Genomic DNA, 22319 nt, shown 5'->3' with positions numbered 1-22319 from the left:
GGTGCGTACCGAAAAGGAGGGAGCGGAGACCATGAGCTACTCCGTGGGACAGGTCGCCGGATTCGCCGCGGTGACGGTGCGGACGCTGCACCACTACGACGAGATCGGGCTGCTCGCACCGAGCGGGCGCAGCCACGCGGGTCACCGGCGCTACAGCGACGCCGACCTCGACCGGCTGCAGCAGATCCTGTTCTACCGGGAGCTGGGGTTTCCGCTCGACGAGGTCGCGGCCCTGCTCGACGATCCGCGGACGGACCCGCGCGCGCACCTGCGCCGCCAGCACGACCTGCTGACCGCCCGGATCGAGAAGCTGCAGAAGATGGCCACGGCCGTGGAACAGGCCATGGAGGCACGCACGATGGGAATCAACCTCACACCCGAGGAGAAGTTCGAGGTCTTCGGCGACAAGGACCCCGACGAGCACGCGGAGGAGGCCGAGCGCCGCTGGGGCGGCACGGAGGCGTACGCGGAGTCGCAGCGGCGCGCCGCCCGCTACACCAAGGACGACTGGAAGCGCATGCAGGCCGAGATCGCCGCCTGGGGCGAGCGCTACGACGCCCTCATGGAGGCCGGTGAGCCCGCCACGGGGGAGCGGGCCATGGACATGGCCGAGGAGCACCGGCAGCACATCGGGCAGTGGTTCTACGACTGCTCGTACGAGATGCACCAGAGCCTGGGTGAGATGTACATGTCGGACGAGCGGTTCAAGGCGTTCTACGACTCCACCCGCCCCGGGCTGGCCGAGCACCTGAGGGACGCCATCACGGCGAACGCGGCCCGGCACGAGGGCCGGCGGTAGTCCGCGAGCGGCGGCTCGCACGGCATCCGCCCGCGGGTGCTCGCACTCCCTCCGCCCGCGGGTAAGGGGCGTCCGCAATGGCGGGCGCCCCTTACCCGCTACCCGTACTTACTGGTAGGTCGCGCTATTCCTTGACCATCACCACGGCCGTGCCGTACGCACACACCTCCGTGCCCACGTCCGACGCCTCGGTCACGTCGAAACGGAACGCCAGCACGCCGTTGGCGCCCCGTGCCCGTGCCTGTTCGACCAGCCGTTCCATCGCCTGGTTGCGGGTCTCCACCAGTGTCTTGGTGAGGCCCTTCAGCTCGCCGCCGATCATCGACTTCAGTCCCGCGCCGATCTGACTGCCCAGATGCCTGGAGCGGACGGTCAGCCCGAAGACCTCCCCGATGACCTGTTCGACCCGGTAGCCGGGTGCGTCGTTCGTCGTCAGGACCAGCACGTCGGGGTGGGGTCCCTGACCGCCGCCGTATTCTTCGATACCCATGGCTCACAGCTTTGTCCCAGACGGGGCACAGTGCATCCTGTACGAGCCGATGGAACCTGGTCACATCTTGCCGCGTTGATAACTTTGGTCGGCCATACCTTCGCCGACCGCCGTATCCACCACCTTCAGGAGCCCGGAACAGTGACGACGACGCTTGCTCTCGGCCCAAGTTGGTTGGATCCGGACTATCTGCTCGACTCGTTCGGCATCTGGGGCCTGCTCCTGATCGTCTTCGCCGAGTCGGGCCTGCTCATCGGCTTCTTCCTGCCGGGTGACTCGCTGCTGTTCACGGCGGGTCTGCTGATCACGTCGGATCAGCTGGACTTCCCGCTGTGGGCCGCCATCGTCCTGATCTGCATCGCCGCGATCGTCGGCGACCAGGTGGGCTACATGTTCGGCAAGAAGGTGGGGCCGTCGCTCTTCACCCGCCCGGACTCCCGCCTCTTCAAGCAGGAGAACGTGGTCAAGGCCCACGAGTTCTTCGAGAAGCACGGCCCGAAGTCCCTGGTCCTGGCCCGCTTCGTGCCCATCGTGCGCACGTTCACGCCGATCATCGCCGGCGTCAGCGGCATGAAGTACCGCTCGTTCCTGATCTTCAACGTGGTCGGTGGCATCCTCTGGGGCGCGGGCGTCACACTGCTCGGCTCCTGGCTCGGTCAGATCGACTTCGTGCAGAAGCACATCGAGGCGATCCTGCTCCTGATCGTCTTCATCTCGGTGGTTCCGATCATCATCGAGTTCATGCGGGCCCGGAGTCAGTCCAAGAAGAACCCGCAGGAGCCCCAGACGCAGGCTCAGGCCCAGTCCCCGGGTGCCCACGTTCCCCCGGCGGGCCCCGCCATGGACGACCGCACGGCCCAGCTCCGCCGCGTGCCGCCGGCCGACCAGAACGGCCAGAACGGCCAGCACCAGCAGTACGGCGGTCAGGACCAGGGCTACGGCCACCAGGGCGACCAGTACGGCAACCAGGGCCAGCAGTACGGGAACCAGGGTCAGGCTTACGGCAACCAGGGTCAGCAGTACGGCGATCAGGGCCAGGGTTACGGCAACCAGGGCCAGCAGTACGGCAACCCGGCCCAGGGCTACGGCGATCAGGGCCAGCAGTACGGCGATCAGGGCCAGGGTTACGGCAACCAGGATCAGCAGTACGGCAACCAGGGCCAGGATCACTACCGGCAGCAGGACCAGCAGCACCAGCAGCAGCCGTCGTCGTACGGCTCGGACCAGAACTACGGCACCCCGCAGAACCAGCCCTACGCGCCGCAGTACCCCCAGGGACACGGGCAGGACCAGCTGCAGTACCCCGAGGACCAGCAGTACCCGCAGGGACAACAGCAGCAGCAGGGTCGGCAGCCGTACCCGTACGGCCAGGACCGTCCCCGGAACTGACTGACCCCGGCGGAACCCGCGCCCTTCAAAGGCGCGGGGACCGGCGTGACCGGCCCACGACGGCCGTCACCCCGTGCAGTTCCCCGCGGGTCGGACCCCGGCGGCTCAGAACCCGCGCGTCCGCTTCGCGGCACGCCGCGCACCGGCCGTGGCACCGGGTACGCGCAGGATCAGCCGGGAGATCTCGGACCCCAGGTTCATCCCGATCGCGATGGCCATCGCGAGCGCGGCCGCCTTGGTGAGCGACACCAGCCCCTCGTCGACGTTGTTCTGCGCGATGGCGAGCAGCCCGAAGTAGGTGGCCGAGCCGGGCAGCAGCGGCCCGATCGCGGCGGTCGTGTACGGGAGAGCGGAAGCGAACCGGTAGCGCGACAGAAGCTGTCCGAAGAGCCCCACGAGACCGGCCGCCACGGCCGTCGAGGCGACCGGCGAGATCTCGCCCGCGTAGTGCATCGCCCCGTACACGCTCCACGCCACGCCCCCGTTGAGGGTCACGATCAGCACGGTGGATCGTTCCTGCTGGAGCAGCACCGCGAAGGTGAACGTCAGGAGCATCGACGCGCCGATCTGCCAGTAGGGCCGCTCGGCGGACTGCAGGGCCGCGTCCGGATTGAGCTCGGCGCCCAGCGTCACGCCGAAGTACAGGACGACGAGGACCCCGATGACGATGCCGACGTAGAAGTACATGACTTCCAGGAGCCGGGCCGCCGCGGTGATGTAGTAACCGGTCAGTCCGTCCTGCACGCCCGCCACCAGGGCCCGCCCGGGCAGCAGCGCGAACAGCCCACCGGTGATCACCGCGGACGCCCGCACGTCGACGTGCGCGACCGTGAGCGCGGCGCCCATCGCGGCGGCCGGCATCGCGGCCACTGTGAACTGGTAGAACTCCGGCAGCCCGCGCCCGGCGCACAGCCACGCCAGCCGGTCGCCCAGCATCGCGCCGACGGCCGCCGCGACGAACACGATCAGGTCACCGCCGACGAGCACGGAGGCCGCACCCGCGAGCAGCCCGGTGGCCGTGGTCAGCGCCCAGCCGTTGTACGGGTGGCGGTTACGGCGGATCTCGGCGAGCCGCCGGTAGGCCTCCTCGAGGGAGACCTCGGTCTCGTCGTCGCTGATGTCGTCGACGAGCCGGTACACGGCGGACAGACGCGTGTAGTCCGTTCCCCGGCGCCGTACGGTCCGTGAGGCGGTCACCGGATCCTCGACCAGTGACGGCTGGTACGAGATGGACAGCAGGGTGAAGGTGACTCCCGGCTCGCAGCGGTCGAGGCCGTAGGAGCGGCAGACGGCGAACATCGCCGCCTCCACGTCCTCGGCGCCCTCGCCACCGGCAAGCAGCAGCTCGCCGATACGCAGGGTCAGGTCGAGGACACGCGGCACGGCCGGGCCCTCGTCCTCGGACTTCTGCACCGTCTCGGGCACGGGCCGCTCGGCGACCGGCATGCGCAGCATCGTGCGCATCCGGTCCTGCCACGGAGCGTCCTTGACGAGGTCGACCCGCGGTATGCCCGCCGGCGGGGTGAAGGCGGGCGGCGCGTGCCGCGAGCTGTACGTCCGCGGCGTGCTGAACGCCGACCCCTCCGACTCCGCGGCGGGCGCCTGCGGGACGCCGAACCCCTTGGGCAGCGCGAACTCGGACGTCGTCGACGACTCCTCCTCGACGGGTGGGGCCTGCGCCACCACACCGCTCGGTGGAATGAAGGCACTGCGTGCCTCGTCCGACTGCGGCTTGCGGTCCTCCGCCTCCGGCTCCGTCACCCACTACTCCCGAATCGCGCCTCCAGTACGCCCCAGTATGCGCACTGGCACAGGAACGGGCCGCGCGACCTGGTGGGGTCACGCGGCCCGCAGGCCACAGGGGGTCAGTGCCCGCCCTGCTCCTTGGCACGCTTGTACGACCGCTCGATCTCGGCCTCGGCGTCCGTACGGCCCACCCAGTTGGCGCCCTCGACGGACTTGCCGGGCTCCAGGTCCTTGTAGACCTCGAAGAAGTGCTGGATCTCCAGCCGGTCGAACTCCGACACGTGGTGGATGTCCCGCAGGTGCTCCACCCGGGGGTCGTGCGCGGGCACGCACAGCAGCTTGTCGTCGCCGCCGGCCTCGTCCGTCATACGGAACATGCCGATGGTGCGGCACTGGATGAGGCAACCCGGGAAGGTCGGCTCGTCCAGGATGACCAGCGCGTCCAGCGGGTCTCCGTCCTCGCCGAGAGTGTTCTCGACGAAGCCGTAGTCGGCCGGGTAACTGGTCGAGGTGAAGAGGCGACGGTCCAGACGGATCCGACCGGTCTCGTGGTCCACCTCGTACTTGTTCCGTGAACCCTTCGGAATCTCGATCGTGACGTCGAACTCCACCGGTGGCTCCTCCATGATCAGCACATAGTTCTGGTGGTTAAGTGTCCCTCACGCAGGTGTGTGATCGCGAAAGGGGCTGGTGGTCGTGCCGGAGCTGAGGGCCTGGCGGGCCGCGAGACCGCATGTGGTGCGGGTCGCGCGATCCGTGGGGCCGCAACTCGTACGGGCCGCGGGAGTCGTGAAGCCACCACTCAAGCGGGCCGCAGGAGTCGTGAAACCGCTGGTCAGGCGGCCTTCGACCGTGCAGTTCACGACGGGTGCCGCCACCCTCGGACTCGTCGTGGCCGCCACCGTGGTCACCGCGGCCGGGCCCTGGGACTCCACCGGTCAGCGTACGGCGGAGCGCGACTGGGCCGCATCGCGGGAGCGCGCAGGTGGCGCAGATCACGGTCATGTGTCCGGTACGTCCGGAAAGGCGCCGGCGCCCGCGCCCAGTGCCCGTTCCGTGCTCGCCGGACTGGGCGGCGCGGCGGGCGCCGCGCCCTCGCCGACGCGGAAGGCCCTCGCGGACGTCCTCGATCCGCTGCTCGCCGACGCCTCGCTGGGTTCGGACCGTTCGGCGGCCGTCGTCGACCTGGCCACCGGCAAGCGGCTGTACGGCAAGGGCGCGGACGACGCGCTGACCCCGGCCTCCACCACGAAGATCGCCACGGCTGTCGCGGCGCTCACCGCGGCCGGCGCGGACCACCGCATCGCGACCCGGACGGTCCTGGAACCCGGCAAGGGCAAGGTCGTCCTCGTCGGCGGCGGCGATCCCACACTGACCGCCCGCAAGGACGCGGACGGCAACGCGAGCCTGCGCACCCTCGCCGACGACACGGCCCGCGCCCTCAAGGCCCGCAAGACCGACGAGGTGACGCTCTCGTACGACACCTCGCTGTACGAGGGTCCCGTCGTGCACCCCATCGGGGCCGACAACGACAACCTCGCCCCGGTCACCGCCCTGATGGTCGACGAGGGCCGCCTCGACGACTCCACCAGCGGCACCGCCGACCGCAGTGACGATCCTGCGGCCGAGGCGGCGAAGAAGTTCGCGGACCTGCTGAGCGACCGCGGCATCAAGACCGCGCCGCCCGGCCCCGCCGAGGCGAGCGACCGCGCCAAGGCCCTCGCCACGGTGAAGTCCCCGCCCCTGTCCGCACTGGTCGAACGCATGCTGACCAGCAGCGACAACGACATCGCCGAGGCCCTCGCCCGCCAGACCGCCCTGGCCTCCGGTGAACCGGCGAGCTTCAAGGGCGGCGGCGCGGCGACCCGTGAGCAGCTGAAGAAGCTCGAACTGCCCCTCAAGGGTGTGGAATTCGCCGACGGCAGCGGCCTGGACCGCGCCGACAAGCTCACCACGGGCCTGCTCACCGCCCTGCTGGCCGAGGCCGCCGACCCGGCCCGCCCCGCCCTGCGCCCGGCCCTCACCGGCCTCCCCGTGGCCGGCTTCACCGGCACCCTCAGCAAGCGCTACACCGGCCAGGCCGGCACCGGCGTCGTACGCGCCAAGACGGGCACCCTGACCGGCGTGCACGCCCTCGCGGGCACAGTGGTCGACGCCGAGGGCCGCCTGCTGGCCTTCGCCTTCCTGACCGCCTCCGACCCGCCCACCGACGCGGCGACGACCCAGCAGGGCCTGGACCGCCTGGCCTCGACACTGGCGTCCTGCGGCTGCGACTGACGCCCCTGAAGGGGCGCACCCTCAGGGGCGTGCGCGACCGCGCGACCGGCCGCGGCGGACCCGCACGTGACCCGTGAGCGTCCCCCTGCGGTCCACTCCCTGCCCCAAGCGGCAGCGCTCACGTACGGTTGACTGCATGACGAGCATCGGTGGTGCGGAGATGGTCGACTGGAACCTCGCGGTGGCGACCGCGACCCGGTTGGTACGACCGGGCCCGGAGGTGAGCCGCGACGAGGCCAGGGCTGTCGTCGCCGAGCTGCGCCGGCACGCCAAGGCGTCGGAGGAGCACGTCCGCGGCTTCACGCGGATGGGCGGCGACGACCTCCACGACACCCCGGTCCTCGTGGTCGACCGCCCGGGCTGGGTCCGGGCGAACGTCGCAGGCTTCCGGGAGATCCTCAAGCCGCTGCTCGACAAGATGCAGGAACGTCGCGGCAGCACCCCGGGCGGAGCCGTCTTCGGCGCCGTCGGCGGCAAGGTCACCGGCGTCGAGCTGGGCATGCTGCTGTCCTTCCTGTCCTCCAGGGTCCTCGGTCAGTACGAGACCTTCGCCCCGGCCACACGGGACCTGCCGGCGGGCGGCCCTCCCGGCTCACCGAGCGGTGGCGGCAGGCTCCTCCTGGTGGCACCGAACATCGTGCACGTGGAGCGCGAACTCGACGTCCAGCCCCACGACTTCCGGCTCTGGGTCTGCCTCCACGAGGAGACCCACCGCACGCAGTTCACGGCCGTGCCCTGGCTGCGCGACCACCTCGAGGGCGAAATCCAGTCTTTCTTGGGGGAGACCGAGGTCGACCCCATGACCGTCCTGGAGCGCGTCCGCGAGGCCGCCCAGTCCCTCGCCGGCGGCCGCCCCGAGGGCGAGGACGGCGAAGAGGGACGCTCCCTCGTCGAAATCGTGCAGACCCCGGCCCAGCGCGAGATCCTCGGCCGGCTCACCGCGGTGATGTCCCTCCTGGAGGGACACGCCGACTTCGTGATGGACGGCGTCGGCCCGTCGGTGGTCCCGTCCGTCGCCGAGATCCGCGAGAAGTTCCAGCAGCGGCGAGCCCGCGGCGCCTCCCGCCTCGACCTCGCCCTGCGCAAGCTGCTGGGCCTCGACGCGAAGCTGCGCCAGTACCGGGACGGCGAACGGTTCGTACGGGCCGTCGTGAACGAGGTGGGCATGGACGGCTTCAACCGCGTGTGGACCTCACCGAACACGCTTCCCACCAAGTCGGAGATCTCCAAACCGGCGGACTGGGTCGCGCGGGTGCACCGTAAGGCAGAGTCGTGAATTGATTCCGGCCGACGGCAGGTGAACGCCCCTCCAATCACCCGTCCGAGGGACCGTGAGGCATGGGTAGGCGTGCAATGCTCGGGGAACGGCCCGGTTCTGTCACCATCGACACACTCTGAGTGACCGACCTCGGGCTCACCCCCCGACAATTTCATGAAGGGAACCGGACATGGGTCCCCATCCTGCGGTCGCGGCGATACGCCTGGCGGTCCGCCGCGTACTCCATGACGTCCTCACCGACCACGCCCCCGACACGCCCTCGCGCGCGCCGCTCGTGCTCGTCGCGTGCTCCGGCGGCGCCGACTCCATGGCGCTCGCCTCCGCCCTCGCCTTCGAAGCACCCAAGCTCGGCGTCCGCGCCGGCGGCATCACCGTGGACCACGGCCTGCAGTCCGGGTCCGACCTGCGCGCCGACGAGGTCGTCCTGCGCCTCACCGAACTCGGACTGGCCCCCGCCGAGTCCGTCGCGGTCACGGTCGGCCGTGACGGCGGCCCCGAGGCCGCCGCCCGCGACGCCCGGTACGCCGCGCTGGACGCCGCCGCCGAGCGGCACGGCGCCGCCGCGGTCCTGCTCGGCCACACCCGCGACGACCAAGCCGAAACCGTCCTGCTCGGCCTCGCCCGCGGCTCCGGCACCCGCTCCCTGTCCGGCATGGCCGCCGTCTCCGGAGGGCCCGGCGCCGCCCGCCGCTACCGCCGCCCCTTCCTGCACCTCGACCGGCAGACCGCCCGCAAGGCCTGCATGGCACAGTCCCTGCCCGTCTGGGACGACCCGCACAACGCCGACCCGGCGTACACCCGTTCCCGGCTGCGTCACGAGGGCCTGCCCGCCCTGGAGAAGGCGCTCGGCAAGGGTGTCGTCGAAGCTCTCGCCCGTACGGCCCAGCTGTCCCGCGACGACGCCGACGCCCTCGACGCGTGGGCCGGTCAGGCCGAGGCCTCCGTACGCGACGCGGGGGGACTCCTGGAGTGCGCCAAGCTCTACGCCCTGCCGCCCGCCGTGCGCCGCCGCATCCTGCGCCGCGCCGCCATCGAGGCCGGGGCCCCCGCCGGTTCGCTGTTCGCCCGGCACATCGAGGAGATCGACCGGCTGATCACCGGCTGGCGCGGCCAGGGAGCCATCAACCTCCCGGGCAAGGTCGTCGCTCAGCGGCAGGGTGGCAGACTGGTGATTCGGCAAGGCTGAAAGAGGGTCGCCCTTCGGGCGGCGACTCCCCCGGAGGGCAACCCCTTCGGGGAGCGGCCCCTCTTAGCGGAGGGCCCAGAAGCAGCCGGTGGGACGACCGAAAGTGATGCGGGTGGACGCGAAAGACCTGGGCACCGACCTCAAGTCGGTGCTCATCACCAAGGAAGAGATCGACGCGAAGCTGGCGGAGCTGGCCGCGAAGATCGACGCGGAGTACGCGGGCAAGGACCTGCTGATCGTCGGTGTCCTCAAGGGCGCGGTGATGGTCATGGCGGACCTGGCCCGGGCCCTGTCCACCCCCGTCACCATGGACTGGATGGCCGTGTCCTCGTACGGCGCGGGCACCCAGTCCTCCGGAGTGGTGCGGATCCTGAAGGACCTCGACACCGACATCAAGGGCAAGCACGTCCTGATCGTCGAGGACATCATCGACTCCGGCCTGACGCTGTCGTGGCTGATCTCCAACCTCGGCTCCCGCGAGCCCGCGTCCCTCAAGGTGTGCACGCTGCTGCGCAAGCCCGAGGCCGCGAAGGTCGCGATCGACGTGGAGTGGGTCGGCTTCGACATCCCGAACGAATTCGTCATCGGGTACGGCCTCGACTACGCGGAGAAGTACCGGAACCTCCCGTTCGTCGGGACGCTCGCGCCGCATGTCTACGGAGGCTGAGGCACCCTGGACGGGTGACGTCCGCTGACAGGGGCCCAACCCCTGTAGGACGACCGGGAACCCCAGCGGGTTTCCCGCCGTTGGAGCATACGTAGACGGGTTTGTCAGCCGGACCGTGCAGCTTCGGGTGACAATGCTGGGGTACCGTCCGAAGAACAGTCTTATCAAACTCACTATGGCAGGAGGGACGGGGCGACACCGCTCCGTATGGATGGACGTGAAGCGATACTTCCGTGGGCCGGTCATGTGGATCGTGCTGGCCGTCCTTGCCGTGGTCGTGTTGATGCAGGTCGTCGGCTCGTCCGGCGGCTACAAGACGGTGGACACCGGCCAGGTCGTCCAGGCGATCAGTGACAACAAGGTCCAGCAGGCCAAGATCACCACCGGCGACGAGCAGATCATCAAGGTCGAGCTCAAGGACGGCGAAAAGATCGAGGGCAGCTCGAAGATCCAGGCGAGCTACATCGGCGACCAGGGTGTGAACCTGGCCACCACCCTCCAGACCAAGTACCAGGACAAGCAGATTCCGGACGGCTACACGGTCTCGCCGACCAAGCAGAACGCCTTCGTCGGCATCCTGCTGTCGCTGCTCCCCTTCGTCCTCATCGTCGTCGTCTTCCTGTTCCTGATGAATCAGATGCAGGGCGGCGGCTCCCGGGTCATGAACTTCGGGAAGTCCAAGGCGAAGCTCATCACCAAGGACACCCCGAAGACGACGTTCGCCGATGTGGCGGGCTCGGACGAGGCGGTCGAGGAGCTCCACGAGATCAAGGAGTTCCTCCAGGAGCCGGCGAAGTTCCAGGCCGTCGGCGCCAAGATCCCCAAGGGCGTGCTTCTGTACGGGCCTCCCGGTACGGGCAAGACGCTGCTCGCGCGGGCTGTCGCCGGCGAGGCGGGCGTCCCCTTCTACTCGATCTCGGGTTCCGACTTCGTCGAGATGTTCGTCGGTGTCGGTGCCTCCCGAGTCCGTGACCTGTTCGAGCAGGCCAAGGCGAACGCCCCGGCGATCGTCTTCGTGGACGAGATCGACGCGGTCGGCCGTCACCGCGGTGCCGGTATGGGCGGCGGTCACGACGAGCGAGAGCAGACGCTGAACCAGCTGCTCGTCGAGATGGACGGCTTCGACGTCAAGGGCGGCGTGATCCTCATCGCCGCGACGAACCGCCCGGACATCCTCGACCCGGCCCTCCTGCGCCCCGGCCGCTTCGACCGCCAGATCGCGGTCGACCGCCCGGACATGCAGGGCCGTCTGGAGATCCTCAAGGTCCACCAGAAGGGCAAGCCGGTCGCTCCGGACGTCGACCTCGGGGCTGTCGCGCGTCGTACGCCCGGCTTCACGGGCGCCGACCTGTCGAACGTGCTGAACGAAGCCGCGCTGCTCACCGCGCGCGGCAACATGAAGCTCATTGACAACAACATGCTCGACGAGGCGATCGACCGTGTGGTCGCGGGCCCGCAGAAGCGGACCCGGATCATGTCGGACAAGGAGAAGAAGATCACCGCGTACCACGAGGGCGGACACGCCCTGGTCGCGGCGGCCTCACCGAACTCCGACCCGGTCCACAAGATCACGATCCTCTCCAGAGGGCGTGCGCTGGGCTACACGATGGTCCTGCCGGACGAGGACAAGTACTCCACGACCCGCAACGAGATGCTCGACCAGCTGGCGTACATGCTGGGCGGGCGTGCGGCCGAGGAGCTCGTCTTCCACGACCCGACCACGGGTGCCGCGAACGACATCGAGAAGGCCACTGCCACGGCCCGCGCGATGGTCACGCAGTACGGCATGACCGAGCGTCTCGGCGCGATCAAGTTCGGCGGCGACAACACCGAGCCCTTCCTGGGCCGGGAGATGTCGCACCCGCGCGAGTACTCGGAAGAGGTCGCCGCGCTCGTCGACGAAGAGGTCAAGAAGCTCATCGAGAACGCGCACAACGAGGCCTGGGAGATCCTGGTCGAGAACCGCGACGTCCTCGACGCGCTGGTGCTCCAGCTGCTGGAGAAGGAGACGCTGAGCAAGGCGCAGATCGCCGAGATCTTCGCTCCCCTCGTCAAGCGTCCGGCCCGTCCCGCGTGGACCGGCTCCTCCCGCCGCACGCCGTCCACCCGCCCGCCGGTGCTCTCCCCCAGGGAGCTGTCGCTGACGAACGGGACGAACGGTGGCAGCCCCGCGATCACCGCGAAGTCCACCGCAGCCGCGGAGGCCTCCCCGGTGGCCGAGACGGCCCCCGAGGACCGCACCGAGAGCTGAAAACCCGGCTCTGCTGGTCCTCACCAGGCCCGGAATGCATGCCGCGCCCCCCAGGTTCTAGCCTGGGGGGCGCGGCATCTTCGTATGCCCGACTGCGAGACGCGTGGTCCACACGCGTGAGAGGCACAGAAACGAGGCACCAGATGACCGACCCCGTGACGCTGGACGGAGAGGGCCGGATAGGCGACTTCGACGAGAAGCGCGCCGAGAACGCCGTGCGCGAACTGCTGATCGCGGTCGGCGAGGACCCGGACCGCGAGGGCCTGCGGGAGACGCCGGGGCGGGTGGCCCGGGCGTACCGGGAGATCTTCGCGGGGTTGTGGCAGACACCCGAGGACGTCCTGACGACGACGTTCGATCTCGGCCACGACGAGATGATCCTGGTGAAGGACATCGAGGTGTTCTCGACCTGTGAGCACCACCTGGTGCCCTTCAGGGGCGTCGCGCACGTCGGCTACATTCCGAGCACGTCCGGCAAGATCACGGGGCTGTCCAAGCTGGCCCGTCTCGTGGATGTCTTCGCCCGGCGGCCGCAGGTGCAGGAACGGCTCACCACGCAGGTCGCCGATTCACTGATGGAGATGCTGGAGCCGCGCGGCGTGATCGTCGTGGTGGAGTGCGAGCACATGTGCATGTCGATGCGGGGGATCCGCAAGCCGGGCGCCAAGACCATAACGTCGGCCGTGCGGGGGCAGCTGCGCGACGCTGCCACCCGTAACGAGGCCATGAGCCTCATCATGGCGCGGTGACGCGGTGACGCGGTGACGCCGTGACGCTCAGCTGAGGGCGGCCTCGTAGGCGCCGTGCGTTCATGGCCGCGGGGTCGTCGTGGCCGGGTGCGCAGTTCCTCGCGCCCCTTCGGGCGCGGGCCTGCGCCTACGCCGGGGCCGCGCTGCCGTTCGTGTCGTCGTCCTCCGGGAGCTTGCAGACTCGCTCCAGGAAGAAGGCGGCCGCTATGACGGCGATACCCGCCAGGACCGAGAAGCCGGCGTAGATGGCCTGGTCGCGGCGGGCCGGGATGTCGAGGGACTCCAGGAGGAAGGCGCCCGTGCCGCCGTACATCCCGGCGACGAGGGCGGCGACCAGGGCGCTCGCCTGACCGAAGACGACCGCGCGGGCGGCCATCATGGGGTCGACCGCCTTGGCGCCGGGCCGGCGCTCGCGCTGGGCCTTCAGACGGGCCCGGAGGGAGAGCGCCGTGGCCAGCAGGACCACGGCGATCAGAGCCAGGACGACGGGCGCCGCGAGGGGGACCCGGGGGAGCGTCCCCACCGAGTTCCACAGGCGGGCACCTGCCCAGGACAGCACCCCGGCCACGAGGAACACCGCGGCCAGCGTCCTGATGCGCAGCTCTTTCACTCAGTTCCTCTCGCGATTGCGTGTCCCGGTCCACGGCGGGCCGGTCCGGGAACCCCGGGGCCCGGGGCTCCGGGGAAGACGCGGTTTCTTCGGGCCTTCGGCCGACCGCCCGTGTGCGTCTTGACCTTAACGACTACTCGGGCAGCTGGAGTTCCAGGTCGGTCCGGGGCGCGACACCGTCCCGGGGGACCGCGGCGAGCAGCTGTGCCACGGGGCCGTGGCCGGGCAGCTGGGCCTCGGGGTCGACGTCGTGCCAGGGGGCGAGGACGAAGGCGCGCTCGTGGGCGCGCGGGTGGGGGAGGGTCAGGGTCGGATCGTCCGAGACCACGTCCGCGTACGCCACGATGTCGACGTCGATCGTGCGGGGTCCCCAGCGCTCGTCCCGGACCCGGTGGAAGGCCTCCTCGACCGCGTGGGCCCGCTCCAGGAGCGACGAGGGCGGGAGGGTCGTCCTGAGGACGATCACCGCGTTGAAGTACGACGGCTGGCTGCCCGGGGCGACGCCCCACGGCTCCGTCTCGTACACCGGGGAGACCGCTTTGACGCGGACGCCGGGGGTGTCCTCCAGGGCGTCGACGGCGCCCTGGAGGGTCTCCAGACGGTTGCCCAGGTTCGAGCCCAGGGAGAGGACGGCGCGCCTCGGGTTCTGCAGGGTCGTGTCGGCGGCGTCCACGCGCTCCACCACGGAGGCGGGCACCGGCTGGACGGTCGGGTCGCTCTGGCCCCCGGTGAACGCGGTCATGCTCGGCTCCGGGTGATGGTGACGGTCACGTCGTCGAAGGGGACCGTGATCGGGGCGTCCGGCTTGTGGACGCACACCTCGACCTCCTGGACCCCGTCGTGCTTCAGGCATGTCTGGGCGATGCGCTCGGCGAGCGTCTCGATGAGGTTCACCGGCTCGCCCTCGACGACGGCCACGACCTCCTCCGCCACGATGCCGTAGTGCGCGGTCTTGGTGAGGTCGTCGTCGGCCGCCGCCGGGCGGATGTCCAGGCCCAGCGTGATGTCCACGATGAAGGTCTGGCCCTCTTCGCGTTCCTTGGGGAACACACCGTGGTGCCCACGGGCCCTGAGGCCGCGCAGCGCGACACGATCCACGCGAATCACTCCTGAAATCGTCGGTGGGGGCCGGTCCGTACGGTGTGCGGGCGGTACACCGGCCTCGAACGAATCTACCCGCGGACACTGACACGGCCGGGCCACGGGGCCCGTGTCCACGCGATGGCCCGGCGGATGCGCCGGACGTTTCCCGGCAGGACGCACGGTGTGGACCGAACGCTCCGGCCGGCGTGCCCCGGTGACGTCCGGGCCGGCCGGCCCGACGGCGTTCCCCGTCGCGTGTCCGTGGCCGCCGTCACGATCACCAACGTACTACGGCGAGGATCGGCTCCACGGCCCGCTGCCGGGCCCCGGCCGGGACCACGACTGCGCCCGGACGTGCGGATCAACGAGCTCTCCGATCCGGGGCGGGCCTCGCGGCGGCGGTCGGCGTACGCGCCGCCCCGTCGGGAGGCGGCACCGGTACGCATACCCGTACACGCGCGTCGAACCGTGGTGCGGCGAAGTGATCGTCGGGGCGGGCATCCGTCCGGGGCGGCCCGGGGGTCCGGCGCGGCCTCAGGCGGACGGTTCGTCCGGCTCGTCCTCCTCGGTCTCGGCCAGGACGGGCGAGGCGTGGTGCGACCAGATCTTCCAGCCGTCCGGTGTGCGGCGGTACACGTTCGTCGCGACGACGAGCTGGCCCACGAGGGGGCCGAGTTCGTCGCTGTCCTCGGGCGGAGGGCCGCCGCTGAGGATGTTCTCCGTGCAGGTCACCAGGGCGGTGTCGCCGGTGACGGAGACGTGCACGTCGGTCAGGAAGAACTGGATGTACTCCGTGTTCGCCATGATCAGCGCGTACGACCGCAGGACCTCGCCGCGGCCGTTGAGCACCGGCCAGCCGGGATGGACGCAGGAGACCTCGCCGGCCTGCGCCGGGTCGTGGTACTCCTCGTCGTGGCCCAGGTCGGACGGGGTCAGCCAGAGCGAGGAGAGCTCCTCGAAGTCGCCCCGCTCCAGTGCCTCGTAGAAGGCGGTGTTGGCGAGCTCGACCTGCTCGACGTCCGTGTGCGGGGCGCTCACCGGGCTCCCTCTGTCGTGCGGGCGCCTTCCACGGCCCGGGCGACCCGGACGGCGTCGGCGGTGGCCCGCACCTCGTGGACGCGTACGGCCCACGCGCCCTGGTGGGCGGCGAGCGCGGAGACCGCGGCGGTGGCGGCGTCGCGCTCCCGCGCGGGCGGCGGGGCCCCCTCCGGACCGGCGAGTACGCGGCCCAGGAAGCGCTTGCGGGAGGCGGCCACCAGCAAGGGGTGGCCGATCTCCCGGAGACGGTCGAGGTGGGCGAGCAGGACGAGGTCGTGCTCGGCCTCCTTGGAGAAGCCGAGGCCCGGGTCGACGACGACCCGGTCCGGGGCGATTCCGCCCGCCAGAACGGCCTCCACGCGCGCGTGGAGCTCGTCGACGACTTCGGAGACGACGTCCTCGTACGACCCCCGTACGGTGCTGCCCTGGAGGAAGCCGCGCCAGTGCATGACCACGAAGGGGGCGCCCGCGGCGGCGACGGCCGGGATCATCGCCGGGTCGGCGAGGCCGCCGCTGACGTCGTTGACGAGGGCGGCGCCGGCGGCGAGCGAGCGCTCGGCGACGGAGGCGCGCATCGTGTCGACGGAGACGGTGACCCCCTCGGCGGCGAGGCCGCGGACGACGGGGATCACCCGCTTGAGCTCCTCCGCCTCGTCCACGCGGGCGGCGCCGGGGCGGGTGGACTCACCGCCCACGTCCACCAAATCGGCACCCTCCTCGACCAGGTCGAGGCCGTGCTTGACGGCCGCGGTCGTGTCGAACCAGTGTCCGCCGTCCGAGAAGGAGTCGGGCGTCACGTTCACGACGCCCATGACCGCGCAGCGGTCCCATGCCGGAAGGCCCGCGACATGGCCGCGCCCGCTCTTCTTGCTCATACGCCAAGCCTAGGCCCCCGGCGGTGAGCGGTCGGTCGCCCCCGGCGGGCGCGGGTTCGTCCCGGGTTCGGGTACGAACCGGCCGCCGCGCGGCGCGGGGGTGGGCGTCGCGAGGCGGCCGGAGTCCGTGGTGGGGGACGGGGGAGGGAGGAGGTACGGCGGGGCGGTTACGCCGCTCTCGCGCCCCGTTCCGTCACCGCGTGGGCGCAGGGACGGAGCGGCTTCGGGCGGCGGCGCAGGACGCGCGGGAGGGCGAGGCTCACGAAGCCCTCGGCCTGCATGGCGGCGAGGCCGATACGGGGGAGGTCGCGGGAGGAGCGGTAGACGACGAAGCGGGGCTCCCAGTAGGGGCGGAACTTCGCGTTGAACTTGTAGAGCGACTCGATCTGGAACCAGCGGGAGAGGAACACCAGCAGGCCGCGCCAGGCCCGCAGGACCGGGCCCGCGCCGATCTTCTCGCCGCGGGCCAGGGCCGCGCGGAACATCGCGAAGTTCAGCGAGACCCGGGTGATGCCCAGGCGGGGAGCAGCCTGGAGGGCCGCCACGATGAGGAGTTCGTTCATGCCGGGGTCCGCCGAGCGGTCGCGGCGCATGAGGTCGAGGGAGACCCCGTCCGTGCCCCAGGGGACGAAGTGGAGCACGGCTTTCAGGTCGCCGTACGGGCCGGGCTCCTCGTCCGCCTTGTGTGCCGTCGCGATGAGACAGTCGCCGTCCGCCGGGTCGCCGATGCGGCCGAGTGCCATGGAGAAGCCGCGCTCGGTGTCCGTGCCGCGCCAGTCCTCCGCGGCCGCCCGGATCCGGTCGAGCTCGTTCTCGCCGAGGTCACGGATGCGCCGTACCCGGGTCTCGTAGCCAGCTCGCTCGATGCGCTTCACCATCTGGCGCACGTTCCGCATCGCGCGCCCGGCCAGGGAGAAATCCGCGACGTCCACCACCGCCTCGTCGCCCAGTTCGAGGGCGTCGAGACCGGTCTCGCGGGTCCAGACCTCGCCGCCCGTCTCGGAGCAGCCCATGACGGCGGGTGTCCAGGAGTGGGCCCTGGCCTCGTCCATGAAGCGCTCGATCGCGCCCGGCCAGGCCTCGACGTCGCCGATGGGGTCACCGCTGGCGAGCATCACCCCGGAGACGACGCGGTAGGTCACGGCCGCCTTGCCGCTCGGCGAGAAGACGACCGCCTTGTCGCGGCGGAGCGCGAAGTGGCCGAGCGAGTCGCGACCGCCGTGCTTCTCCAGCAGGGCGCGCAGCCGGGTCTCGTCGTCCTCGGTGAGGCGCGCGGCCGGGTGTTCGGGGCGGAAGGCCAGGTAGATGGTGGTGACGGCGGTCAGCAGGCCGAGCGCGCCGAGGGAGAAGGCCACCGTCCAGGACGTGGTGCCCGTGTAGTCGACGGGCCCCTCGAAGCCGAACAGGCCGTACATCACATGGCTGATGCGGTCCGCGAGGCTCGGGTCGCCGACCATGCGGTCCGGGTGGACGCTGACGATGACCAGGCCGAGGACGAGTGAACCGGCGCCCATGAGAACGAAGTTGGCGAGTGCCCGCCAGCGGCTGCGCGGGTCGGGCAGCGCCGTGAACTGGCTCCGGTGGCGCAGCAGCGGCGCGAGCAGCGCGAGCGAGATGAGGACGCCGACGAGCGAGTGCCGGTACATGAACTGGGCGAGGGCACCGGCGGGGAGCAGCACCACCGCGGCCCGCCATGCCCGCCGCTTGTGCCGGCGCAGCCCGTGGGCCAGGAGCAGCAGCAGAACGCCCGCGCTGAGCGACAGGGCCGCGGCGAAGGGGCCGAGCGAGCCCGGCAGCACCTCCGCGAGCGTGTGCATACGGCTGTGGCGGAAGCGCGGGAAGACGCCCGCGGCGATGTCCAGGACTCCGACGAGCGTGCATGCCCTGGCGACCAGGACGGGGACGGCCTCGGGGCGCGGACCGCGGAGCACGCTCCGCAGTCGGCCCGTTCGGTCCGGAACCTCGCCCGACATTTCCCCATCTATCCTGACAGACATCGCATCCCGTTGTTCCGCGAGAGACCTTGAATCCGGTGCCAATCCGGCATCCGGCGACATTGCGCCCTCTAGGACGGTGTCACAGGGAGTCAGGTTCACTCCCTTCCGGAAAACCGCGTCAAAGGGCAAGGAAAGACCGGGGCAAGGCGCCGTGAGGAATCGGTGCGGCCACCGGTCGGAAAGCGCAGGCAGGAACAGCTCATGGGTCTCACGAGCAACAAGGTGCTGGCACTGGTGATCCTCTTCGCGGTGCTGCTGTTCGTCGGCACGGTGTGGTTCTGGCCGCGTCTCGCGGGCCGCAACTGGCGTGCGGTGGCAGGCCGGATCGGTCTGCTGGCGGTCACTCAGGTCCTGGTCTTCGCGTCGGTCGGCATCGGCGCCAACCAGGCGTTCGGGTTCTACGCGAGCTGGGCCGACCTCTTCGGCCAGGAGTCCGGTCAGGGGATCGTGGTCGACCACGACGCGGGGGGCACGGCCGGGCCGCTCCAGGTGGTCGACACCCGGCAGGTCAACGTGTCCGGCGGGGCACGTCCGCAGATCGGCGGCCAGCTCCAGAAGGTCGACATCGTGGGCCGGCGGACCCACATCGCCAGTCCCGCGTACGTCTATCTGCCGCCGGAGTACTTCCAGCCGCAGTACCGGACCCGCACCTTCCCGGCCGCTGTCGTGCTCACCGGCTATCCGGGCACCGCGGAGGCGCTGATCAAGGGCCTGCACTATCCGCAGACCGCCCACGCGCTGGCCAAGGACGGCAGGATGCAGCCGATGATCCTGGTCATGATGCGGCCCACCGTCGCGCCCCCGCGGGACACCGAGTGCGTGGACGTCCCCGGCGGACCGCAGACCGAGTCGTTCTTCGCCAGGGACCTCCCCGACGCCGTGTCACATCACTACAGGGTGGGCAAGAAGCCCGGGAGCTGGGGCATCGTCGGTGACTCGACGGGCGGTTACTGCGCGCTGAAGCTCGCGGTCCACCATCCGCGGACGTACGCGGCCGGGGCGGGCCTCTCCCCGTACTACAAGGCGGCGACCGACCCCACGACCGGTGATCTCTTCCATGGGGACGAGGAGTTGCGCAACAGCGCCGACCTGATGTGGTACCTCGGGCACAGGCCCGCGCCCGACACCTCACTGCTCGTCAGCAGCAGCAGGCAGGGCGAGAACAACTACGGGGAGACGCTGCGGTTCATCGACCTGGTCAAGGCGAAGAAACCGACCCGGATCTCGTCGATCATCCTCGACAGCGGAGGGCACAACTTCAACACCTGGCGGCGGGAGATCCCGGCGACCCTCCAGTGGCTGAGCGGACGGCTGAGCGACCGCTGACGGCGGCCCGGCATGCGGCCGGGCCGGGGAATCGACGCGACCGGCCCGTAAGCGCGCGATCGGCTCCGCACGTGAATACGCGGCGGCTCCCGCGGAATTCCCGGCACGAAGACGCTTTTCGGATCTCGGGAAGTCCGGCCGCAAGACCGGGACCGCAGTCGACGGCAATGCCCGGACCGCGCTCGGTGGCAATGCGGGAGAACGACGAGAAGCCCCGGAACAGCGGAAGAGGCCAGGTCAGATCCAGGGGAGCCCCCGAGGGCGTACCCGAAGGCGCGCCTGGCGGAGAAGGGGTCGATCAAGGAGTGGTGGCGGGTAAGGGCGCCGGGTGCCGGACGGGAATCGGCGGACGGCGTGCGACCGCTGCGAGTGCCGGTGCCGGGCCGAAGTGGTGGGCCGGGAGCGGGTGGTGCGGGGATTGTCCGGTGAAGGGGCGGTGAGAAGGTTTCGGTGTGGCTGCGTTTTTGCCACGCGGGGCACCATGATTCGCCTACGCGCGGTAAGTTTCTGGCCATGCCACGAGGACGTCACCGCCATTCCCCACCGCTGCACCGGCTGTTGCCCCCCTCGGCGATCGCAGGCGTCTCCGTCGTCTGCGCCGTGGGGCCATGGCTTTTCTCCGAACCACTGGTGCTCCGCGGGCTGGCCGCGGGCGCCGCGGTGACGGCTGTCGTGGGCGCGGTCGTGATGCGTCGCTGGGACGCGTCGGCGGGCAGACGCGTCGCGGATCTCGTCCGCGGACGGGCGAGCGACGAGTGGCGTTTCGAGGAGCGGGTCGCCGAACTCGAGAGCGACCTGGACGAGTCGCGCGAACTGCGCACCAAGCTGGAACAACGACTCCGTGCCAAGCGGGCCGAGCTGGCCGGGCTGCGCAACGAACACGCGGCGCTGCTGCGGCGGTACGCCACGGCGGAGACCGAGCGGGCCACCGCGCTGGAGAACCGACGACTTCTTGAGATAGAGACGACCACTCCGGTCCCGGCGTTGCCGGCCGCCGCGGCGGACGGGGCACCGGCTTCCGGCGGGTCCGCCGACACGGCGACCGAGGCGGTAGTGCCCGAGGCGACGGCGGCGACGGTTCAGGCGGCCCTCGCGGCGTCCTCCGCGGCCTCGGTTCTCTACGTACGGGCCAACGCGGCCCTGGACAGGCTGGCGGGAGCGGTCACCGCAGGCGCTGTCGGCACCGCGGCTCCGGCGGACGGCACGGCCGAGAACGGGACCGGAACCGGGACCGAGTCCGGGGACGAGACTTTGGCCGAGTCCGAGTCCGAGTCCGAGTCCGAGTCCGAGTCCGAGTCCGAGTCCGAGCGCGGTTCCGTGTCCGAGTCCGAGTCCGCGTCCGATCACGATGCCACCGCCGAAGGCGCGACGGAGGAGACGGGCCCCGTACCGGACGCCACTGCTCCGAATGCCACTCCTCCGGAGGCTCCCGCGCCGGTCGCTTCGGCGCTGGACGCCCTGCTGGCGGACGACGCCGCGACGGACGGTTCCACGCGGAACGGCTCCACCCAGGACGATTCCCCGACGACAGCCGGGGTCGGGGCCGAGGCCGCGGATGCCGCCAAGGTCGCCGCGGATGCCGGTGCCGAGTCCGAGCGCGCCGGGGCCGAGGCAGCCGACTCCTCGTCCGTCGAGGGTGGTTCGGCGCAGGACGGCCCGGTCACGGACGGACCGGACACCGGTGGCCCCGGGGCCGGTGGCGCGACGCCGCCCGCCTCTCCGCAGAGCGGTCCGGCCAAGCGGACTGCCGCGAAGGGCGGTGCCCGGAAGGGTTCGCCCCCGCCCGGCGGCCCCGGCAAGGGCGCGCCCCGGCCCGGTGGTTCGGCGAAGGGCGCGTCCGCGGCGGGGGGCACGATGACGGCCCAGTCCGAGGGCGAGCCCCGGCAGGAGGGCGAGACGCGGGGGAAGCCCGAGGCGGTCGGCGGGCACGAGCGCTCGACCGCGGCGACCGCCGCCATCGGCGTGACGTCCCTGCAGGCCACCGCGAGCCGTGCGACGCCCCGGCCCGCTCCCGTTGCCAGGCCGGCCGCCGAGACGGACACCGCGCACGCGCAGACGCCCGCCACCGAGCCGCAGCCGCCGTCGGGCACCGCCCTCGCGCGGCCCACCCCGTCGGAGGTGGCCCGCGTACAGGAGCCGCCCGCGGCCGAAGAGGGTCCGTCCCCGACGAGCGCGGCCGCGCTGACGCCCGCCGCGCGGCCCCGGCGCCCCGCCGGACACTTCACCGTGCCCACCGCCGTCGCGGTCGTACCCGCCACCCCCGCGCGCCCCTCCGTCGAGGGCGGCTTCGACTTCTTCGGTACGCAGAAGGGCGCCGAGGCGCTGGAGGCCGTGCAGAACGAGGACCTCGCCGACGTGGTGGGCCAGGAGGCGCTCGCGCTCCACAAGGCCGAGTCCGAGGCCGGGTTCAGGCCCGCGGGCGAGGAGTCCCGCGGGGTCGGTCAGGTCATCGACCTGACCGCCCACGACGAGACGGAACAGATCGACGTGGCGGAGCTGCGGAGCGCGGTCTCCTAGCCCGCGAGAGCCGGACGTACCCACAGGTGACACGAGGGCA

19 protein-coding genes are annotated in these 22319 nt (G+C 71.1%); 10 read left to right on the top strand and 9 right to left on the bottom strand.

Annotated elements, in window-relative coordinates; all coding sequences use genetic code 11:
- Positions 1–31 precede the first annotated feature (31 nt).
- Positions 32–799 (top strand): MerR family transcriptional regulator, encoded by a 768-nt coding sequence (locus KUF83_RS34215; protein ID WP_217458920.1) that lies wholly within the window; start codon positions 32–34, stop codon positions 797–799.
- 124 nt (positions 800–923) lie between these two features.
- On the opposite strand, the gene KUF83_RS34210 is transcribed toward KUF83_RS34215, so the two are convergent.
- A complete protein-coding gene (locus KUF83_RS34210; protein WP_217458919.1) occupies positions 924–1289 on the bottom strand; it encodes a YbjQ family protein in 366 nt (121 codons plus the stop codon).
- A gap of 141 nt (positions 1290–1430) precedes the next feature.
- Between KUF83_RS34210 and KUF83_RS34205 the strand changes: the two genes are divergently transcribed.
- Positions 1431–2678 carry a VTT domain-containing protein gene (locus tag KUF83_RS34205; protein ID WP_308403257.1) on the top strand — a complete coding sequence of 416 codons (1248 nt, stop codon included), beginning with the start codon at positions 1431–1433 and terminating at the stop codon, positions 2676–2678.
- A 105-nt stretch (positions 2679–2783) separates the two neighbouring features.
- Here the strand turns inward: KUF83_RS34205 and KUF83_RS34200 are convergent, their stop codons facing one another.
- Both KUF83_RS34200 and KUF83_RS34195 read right to left on the bottom strand, forming a co-directional pair.
- Positions 2784–4439, bottom strand: a complete 1656-nt coding sequence (locus KUF83_RS34200) for a threonine/serine exporter family protein (protein ID WP_217458918.1) — start codon at positions 4437–4439, stop codon at positions 2784–2786.
- A gap of 104 nt (positions 4440–4543) precedes the next feature.
- Positions 4544–5035, bottom strand: coding sequence for an inorganic diphosphatase (locus tag KUF83_RS34195; protein ID WP_055610781.1), 492 nt, complete (start codon positions 5033–5035; stop codon positions 4544–4546).
- Positions 5036–5114: 79 nt separating this feature from the next.
- Between KUF83_RS34195 and dacB the strand changes: the two genes are divergently transcribed.
- From dacB to folE, 6 genes are all read left to right on the top strand, one after another.
- Positions 5115–6701 carry a D-alanyl-D-alanine carboxypeptidase/D-alanyl-D-alanine-endopeptidase gene (gene dacB / locus KUF83_RS34190; protein ID WP_217458917.1) on the top strand — a complete coding sequence of 529 codons (1587 nt, stop codon included), beginning with the start codon at positions 5115–5117 and terminating at the stop codon, positions 6699–6701.
- Between the two features lie 136 nt (positions 6702–6837).
- Positions 6838–7977, top strand: a complete 1140-nt coding sequence (locus KUF83_RS34185; RefSeq protein ID WP_217458916.1) for a zinc-dependent metalloprotease — start codon at positions 6838–6840, stop codon at positions 7975–7977.
- Positions 7978–8149: 172 nt separating this feature from the next.
- Entirely contained in the window at positions 8150–9166 is a 1017-nt protein-coding gene (gene tilS / locus KUF83_RS34180; RefSeq protein ID WP_217458915.1) for a tRNA lysidine(34) synthetase TilS, read from the top strand.
- A gap of 106 nt (positions 9167–9272) precedes the next feature.
- On the top strand, positions 9273–9833 hold the full coding sequence (gene hpt, locus KUF83_RS34175; RefSeq protein WP_151477812.1) for a hypoxanthine phosphoribosyltransferase: 561 nt from the start codon (positions 9273–9275) through the stop codon (positions 9831–9833).
- Positions 9834–10044: 211 nt separating this feature from the next.
- Positions 10045–12084 (top strand): ATP-dependent zinc metalloprotease FtsH, encoded by a 2040-nt coding sequence (gene ftsH, locus KUF83_RS34170; protein ID WP_217458914.1) that lies wholly within the window; start codon positions 10045–10047, stop codon positions 12082–12084.
- A 143-nt stretch (positions 12085–12227) separates the two neighbouring features.
- Positions 12228–12833 (top strand): GTP cyclohydrolase I FolE, encoded by a 606-nt coding sequence (gene folE, locus KUF83_RS34165; protein ID WP_217458913.1) that lies wholly within the window; start codon positions 12228–12230, stop codon positions 12831–12833.
- 127 nt (positions 12834–12960) lie between these two features.
- Here the strand turns inward: folE and KUF83_RS34160 are convergent, their stop codons facing one another.
- The 6 genes from KUF83_RS34160 to KUF83_RS34135 form a co-directional block, all read right to left on the bottom strand.
- Positions 12961–13443, bottom strand: a complete 483-nt coding sequence (locus tag KUF83_RS34160; RefSeq protein WP_217458912.1) for a DUF3180 domain-containing protein — start codon at positions 13441–13443, stop codon at positions 12961–12963.
- 133 nt (positions 13444–13576) lie between these two features.
- On the bottom strand, positions 13577–14185 hold the full coding sequence (gene folK, locus KUF83_RS34155) for a 2-amino-4-hydroxy-6-hydroxymethyldihydropteridine diphosphokinase (RefSeq protein WP_217458911.1): 609 nt from the start codon (positions 14183–14185) through the stop codon (positions 13577–13579).
- On the bottom strand, positions 14182–14541 hold the full coding sequence (gene folB / locus KUF83_RS34150; protein WP_217458910.1) for a dihydroneopterin aldolase: 360 nt from the start codon (positions 14539–14541) through the stop codon (positions 14182–14184). Before folB ends, folK begins: the two co-directional genes overlap by 4 nt.
- A gap of 519 nt (positions 14542–15060) precedes the next feature.
- Positions 15061–15564 carry a nuclear transport factor 2 family protein gene (locus KUF83_RS34145; protein WP_217458909.1) on the bottom strand — a complete coding sequence of 168 codons (504 nt, stop codon included), beginning with the start codon at positions 15562–15564 and terminating at the stop codon, positions 15061–15063.
- Positions 15561–16439 carry a dihydropteroate synthase gene (gene folP / locus KUF83_RS34140; protein ID WP_217458908.1) on the bottom strand — a complete coding sequence of 293 codons (879 nt, stop codon included), beginning with the start codon at positions 16437–16439 and terminating at the stop codon, positions 15561–15563. The genes KUF83_RS34145 and folP overlap by 4 nt, the downstream gene beginning before the upstream one ends.
- Before the next feature lie 167 nt (positions 16440–16606).
- Positions 16607–18412: a phosphatidylglycerol lysyltransferase domain-containing protein gene (locus KUF83_RS34135; RefSeq protein WP_217458907.1), complete on the bottom strand. Its 1806-nt coding sequence runs from the start codon at positions 18410–18412 to the stop codon at positions 16607–16609.
- Between the two features lie 225 nt (positions 18413–18637).
- On the opposite strand from KUF83_RS34135, the gene KUF83_RS34130 reads away from it, so the two are divergent.
- Both KUF83_RS34130 and KUF83_RS34125 read left to right on the top strand, forming a co-directional pair.
- On the top strand, positions 18638–19762 hold the full coding sequence (locus KUF83_RS34130) for an esterase family protein (protein WP_217458906.1): 1125 nt from the start codon (positions 18638–18640) through the stop codon (positions 19760–19762).
- 513 nt (positions 19763–20275) lie between these two features.
- Positions 20276–22279 (top strand): hypothetical protein, encoded by a 2004-nt coding sequence (locus KUF83_RS34125; RefSeq protein ID WP_254644767.1) that lies wholly within the window; start codon positions 20276–20278, stop codon positions 22277–22279.
- Positions 22280–22319: the final 40 nt, after the last annotated feature.

It is taken from the genome of Streptomyces sp. BV286 (assembly GCF_019090165.1).
Classification (GTDB): domain Bacteria; phylum Actinomycetota; class Actinomycetes; order Streptomycetales; family Streptomycetaceae; genus Streptomyces.
This window is presented reverse-complemented; position numbering and strand designations above follow the sequence as displayed.

Coding starts and splice junctions, on each gene's coding strand:
- hpt (WP_151477812.1), top strand. CDS start 9,273: ATGCGGGTGGACGCGAAAGACCTGGGCACCGACCTCAAGTCGGTGCTC.
- KUF83_RS34125 (WP_254644767.1), top strand. CDS start 20,276: ATGCCACGAGGACGTCACCGCCATTCCCCACCGCTGCACCGGCTGTTG.
- KUF83_RS34130 (WP_217458906.1), top strand. CDS start 18,638: ATGGGTCTCACGAGCAACAAGGTGCTGGCACTGGTGATCCTCTTCGCG.
- folK (WP_217458911.1), bottom strand. CDS start 14,185: ATGACCGCGTTCACCGGGGGCCAGAGCGACCCGACCGTCCAGCCGGTG.
- tilS (WP_217458915.1), top strand. CDS start 8,150: ATGGGTCCCCATCCTGCGGTCGCGGCGATACGCCTGGCGGTCCGCCGC.
- KUF83_RS34185 (WP_217458916.1), top strand. CDS start 6,838: ATGACGAGCATCGGTGGTGCGGAGATGGTCGACTGGAACCTCGCGGTG.
- folE (WP_217458913.1), top strand. CDS start 12,228: ATGACCGACCCCGTGACGCTGGACGGAGAGGGCCGGATAGGCGACTTC.
- folP (WP_217458908.1), bottom strand. CDS start 16,439: ATGAGCAAGAAGAGCGGGCGCGGCCATGTCGCGGGCCTTCCGGCATGG.
- KUF83_RS34135 (WP_217458907.1), bottom strand. CDS start 18,412: ATGTCGGGCGAGGTTCCGGACCGAACGGGCCGACTGCGGAGCGTGCTC.
- KUF83_RS34210 (WP_217458919.1), bottom strand. CDS start 1,289: ATGGGTATCGAAGAATACGGCGGCGGTCAGGGACCCCACCCCGACGTG.
- ftsH (WP_217458914.1), top strand. CDS start 10,045: ATGGACGTGAAGCGATACTTCCGTGGGCCGGTCATGTGGATCGTGCTG.
- KUF83_RS34215 (WP_217458920.1), top strand. CDS start 32: ATGAGCTACTCCGTGGGACAGGTCGCCGGATTCGCCGCGGTGACGGTG.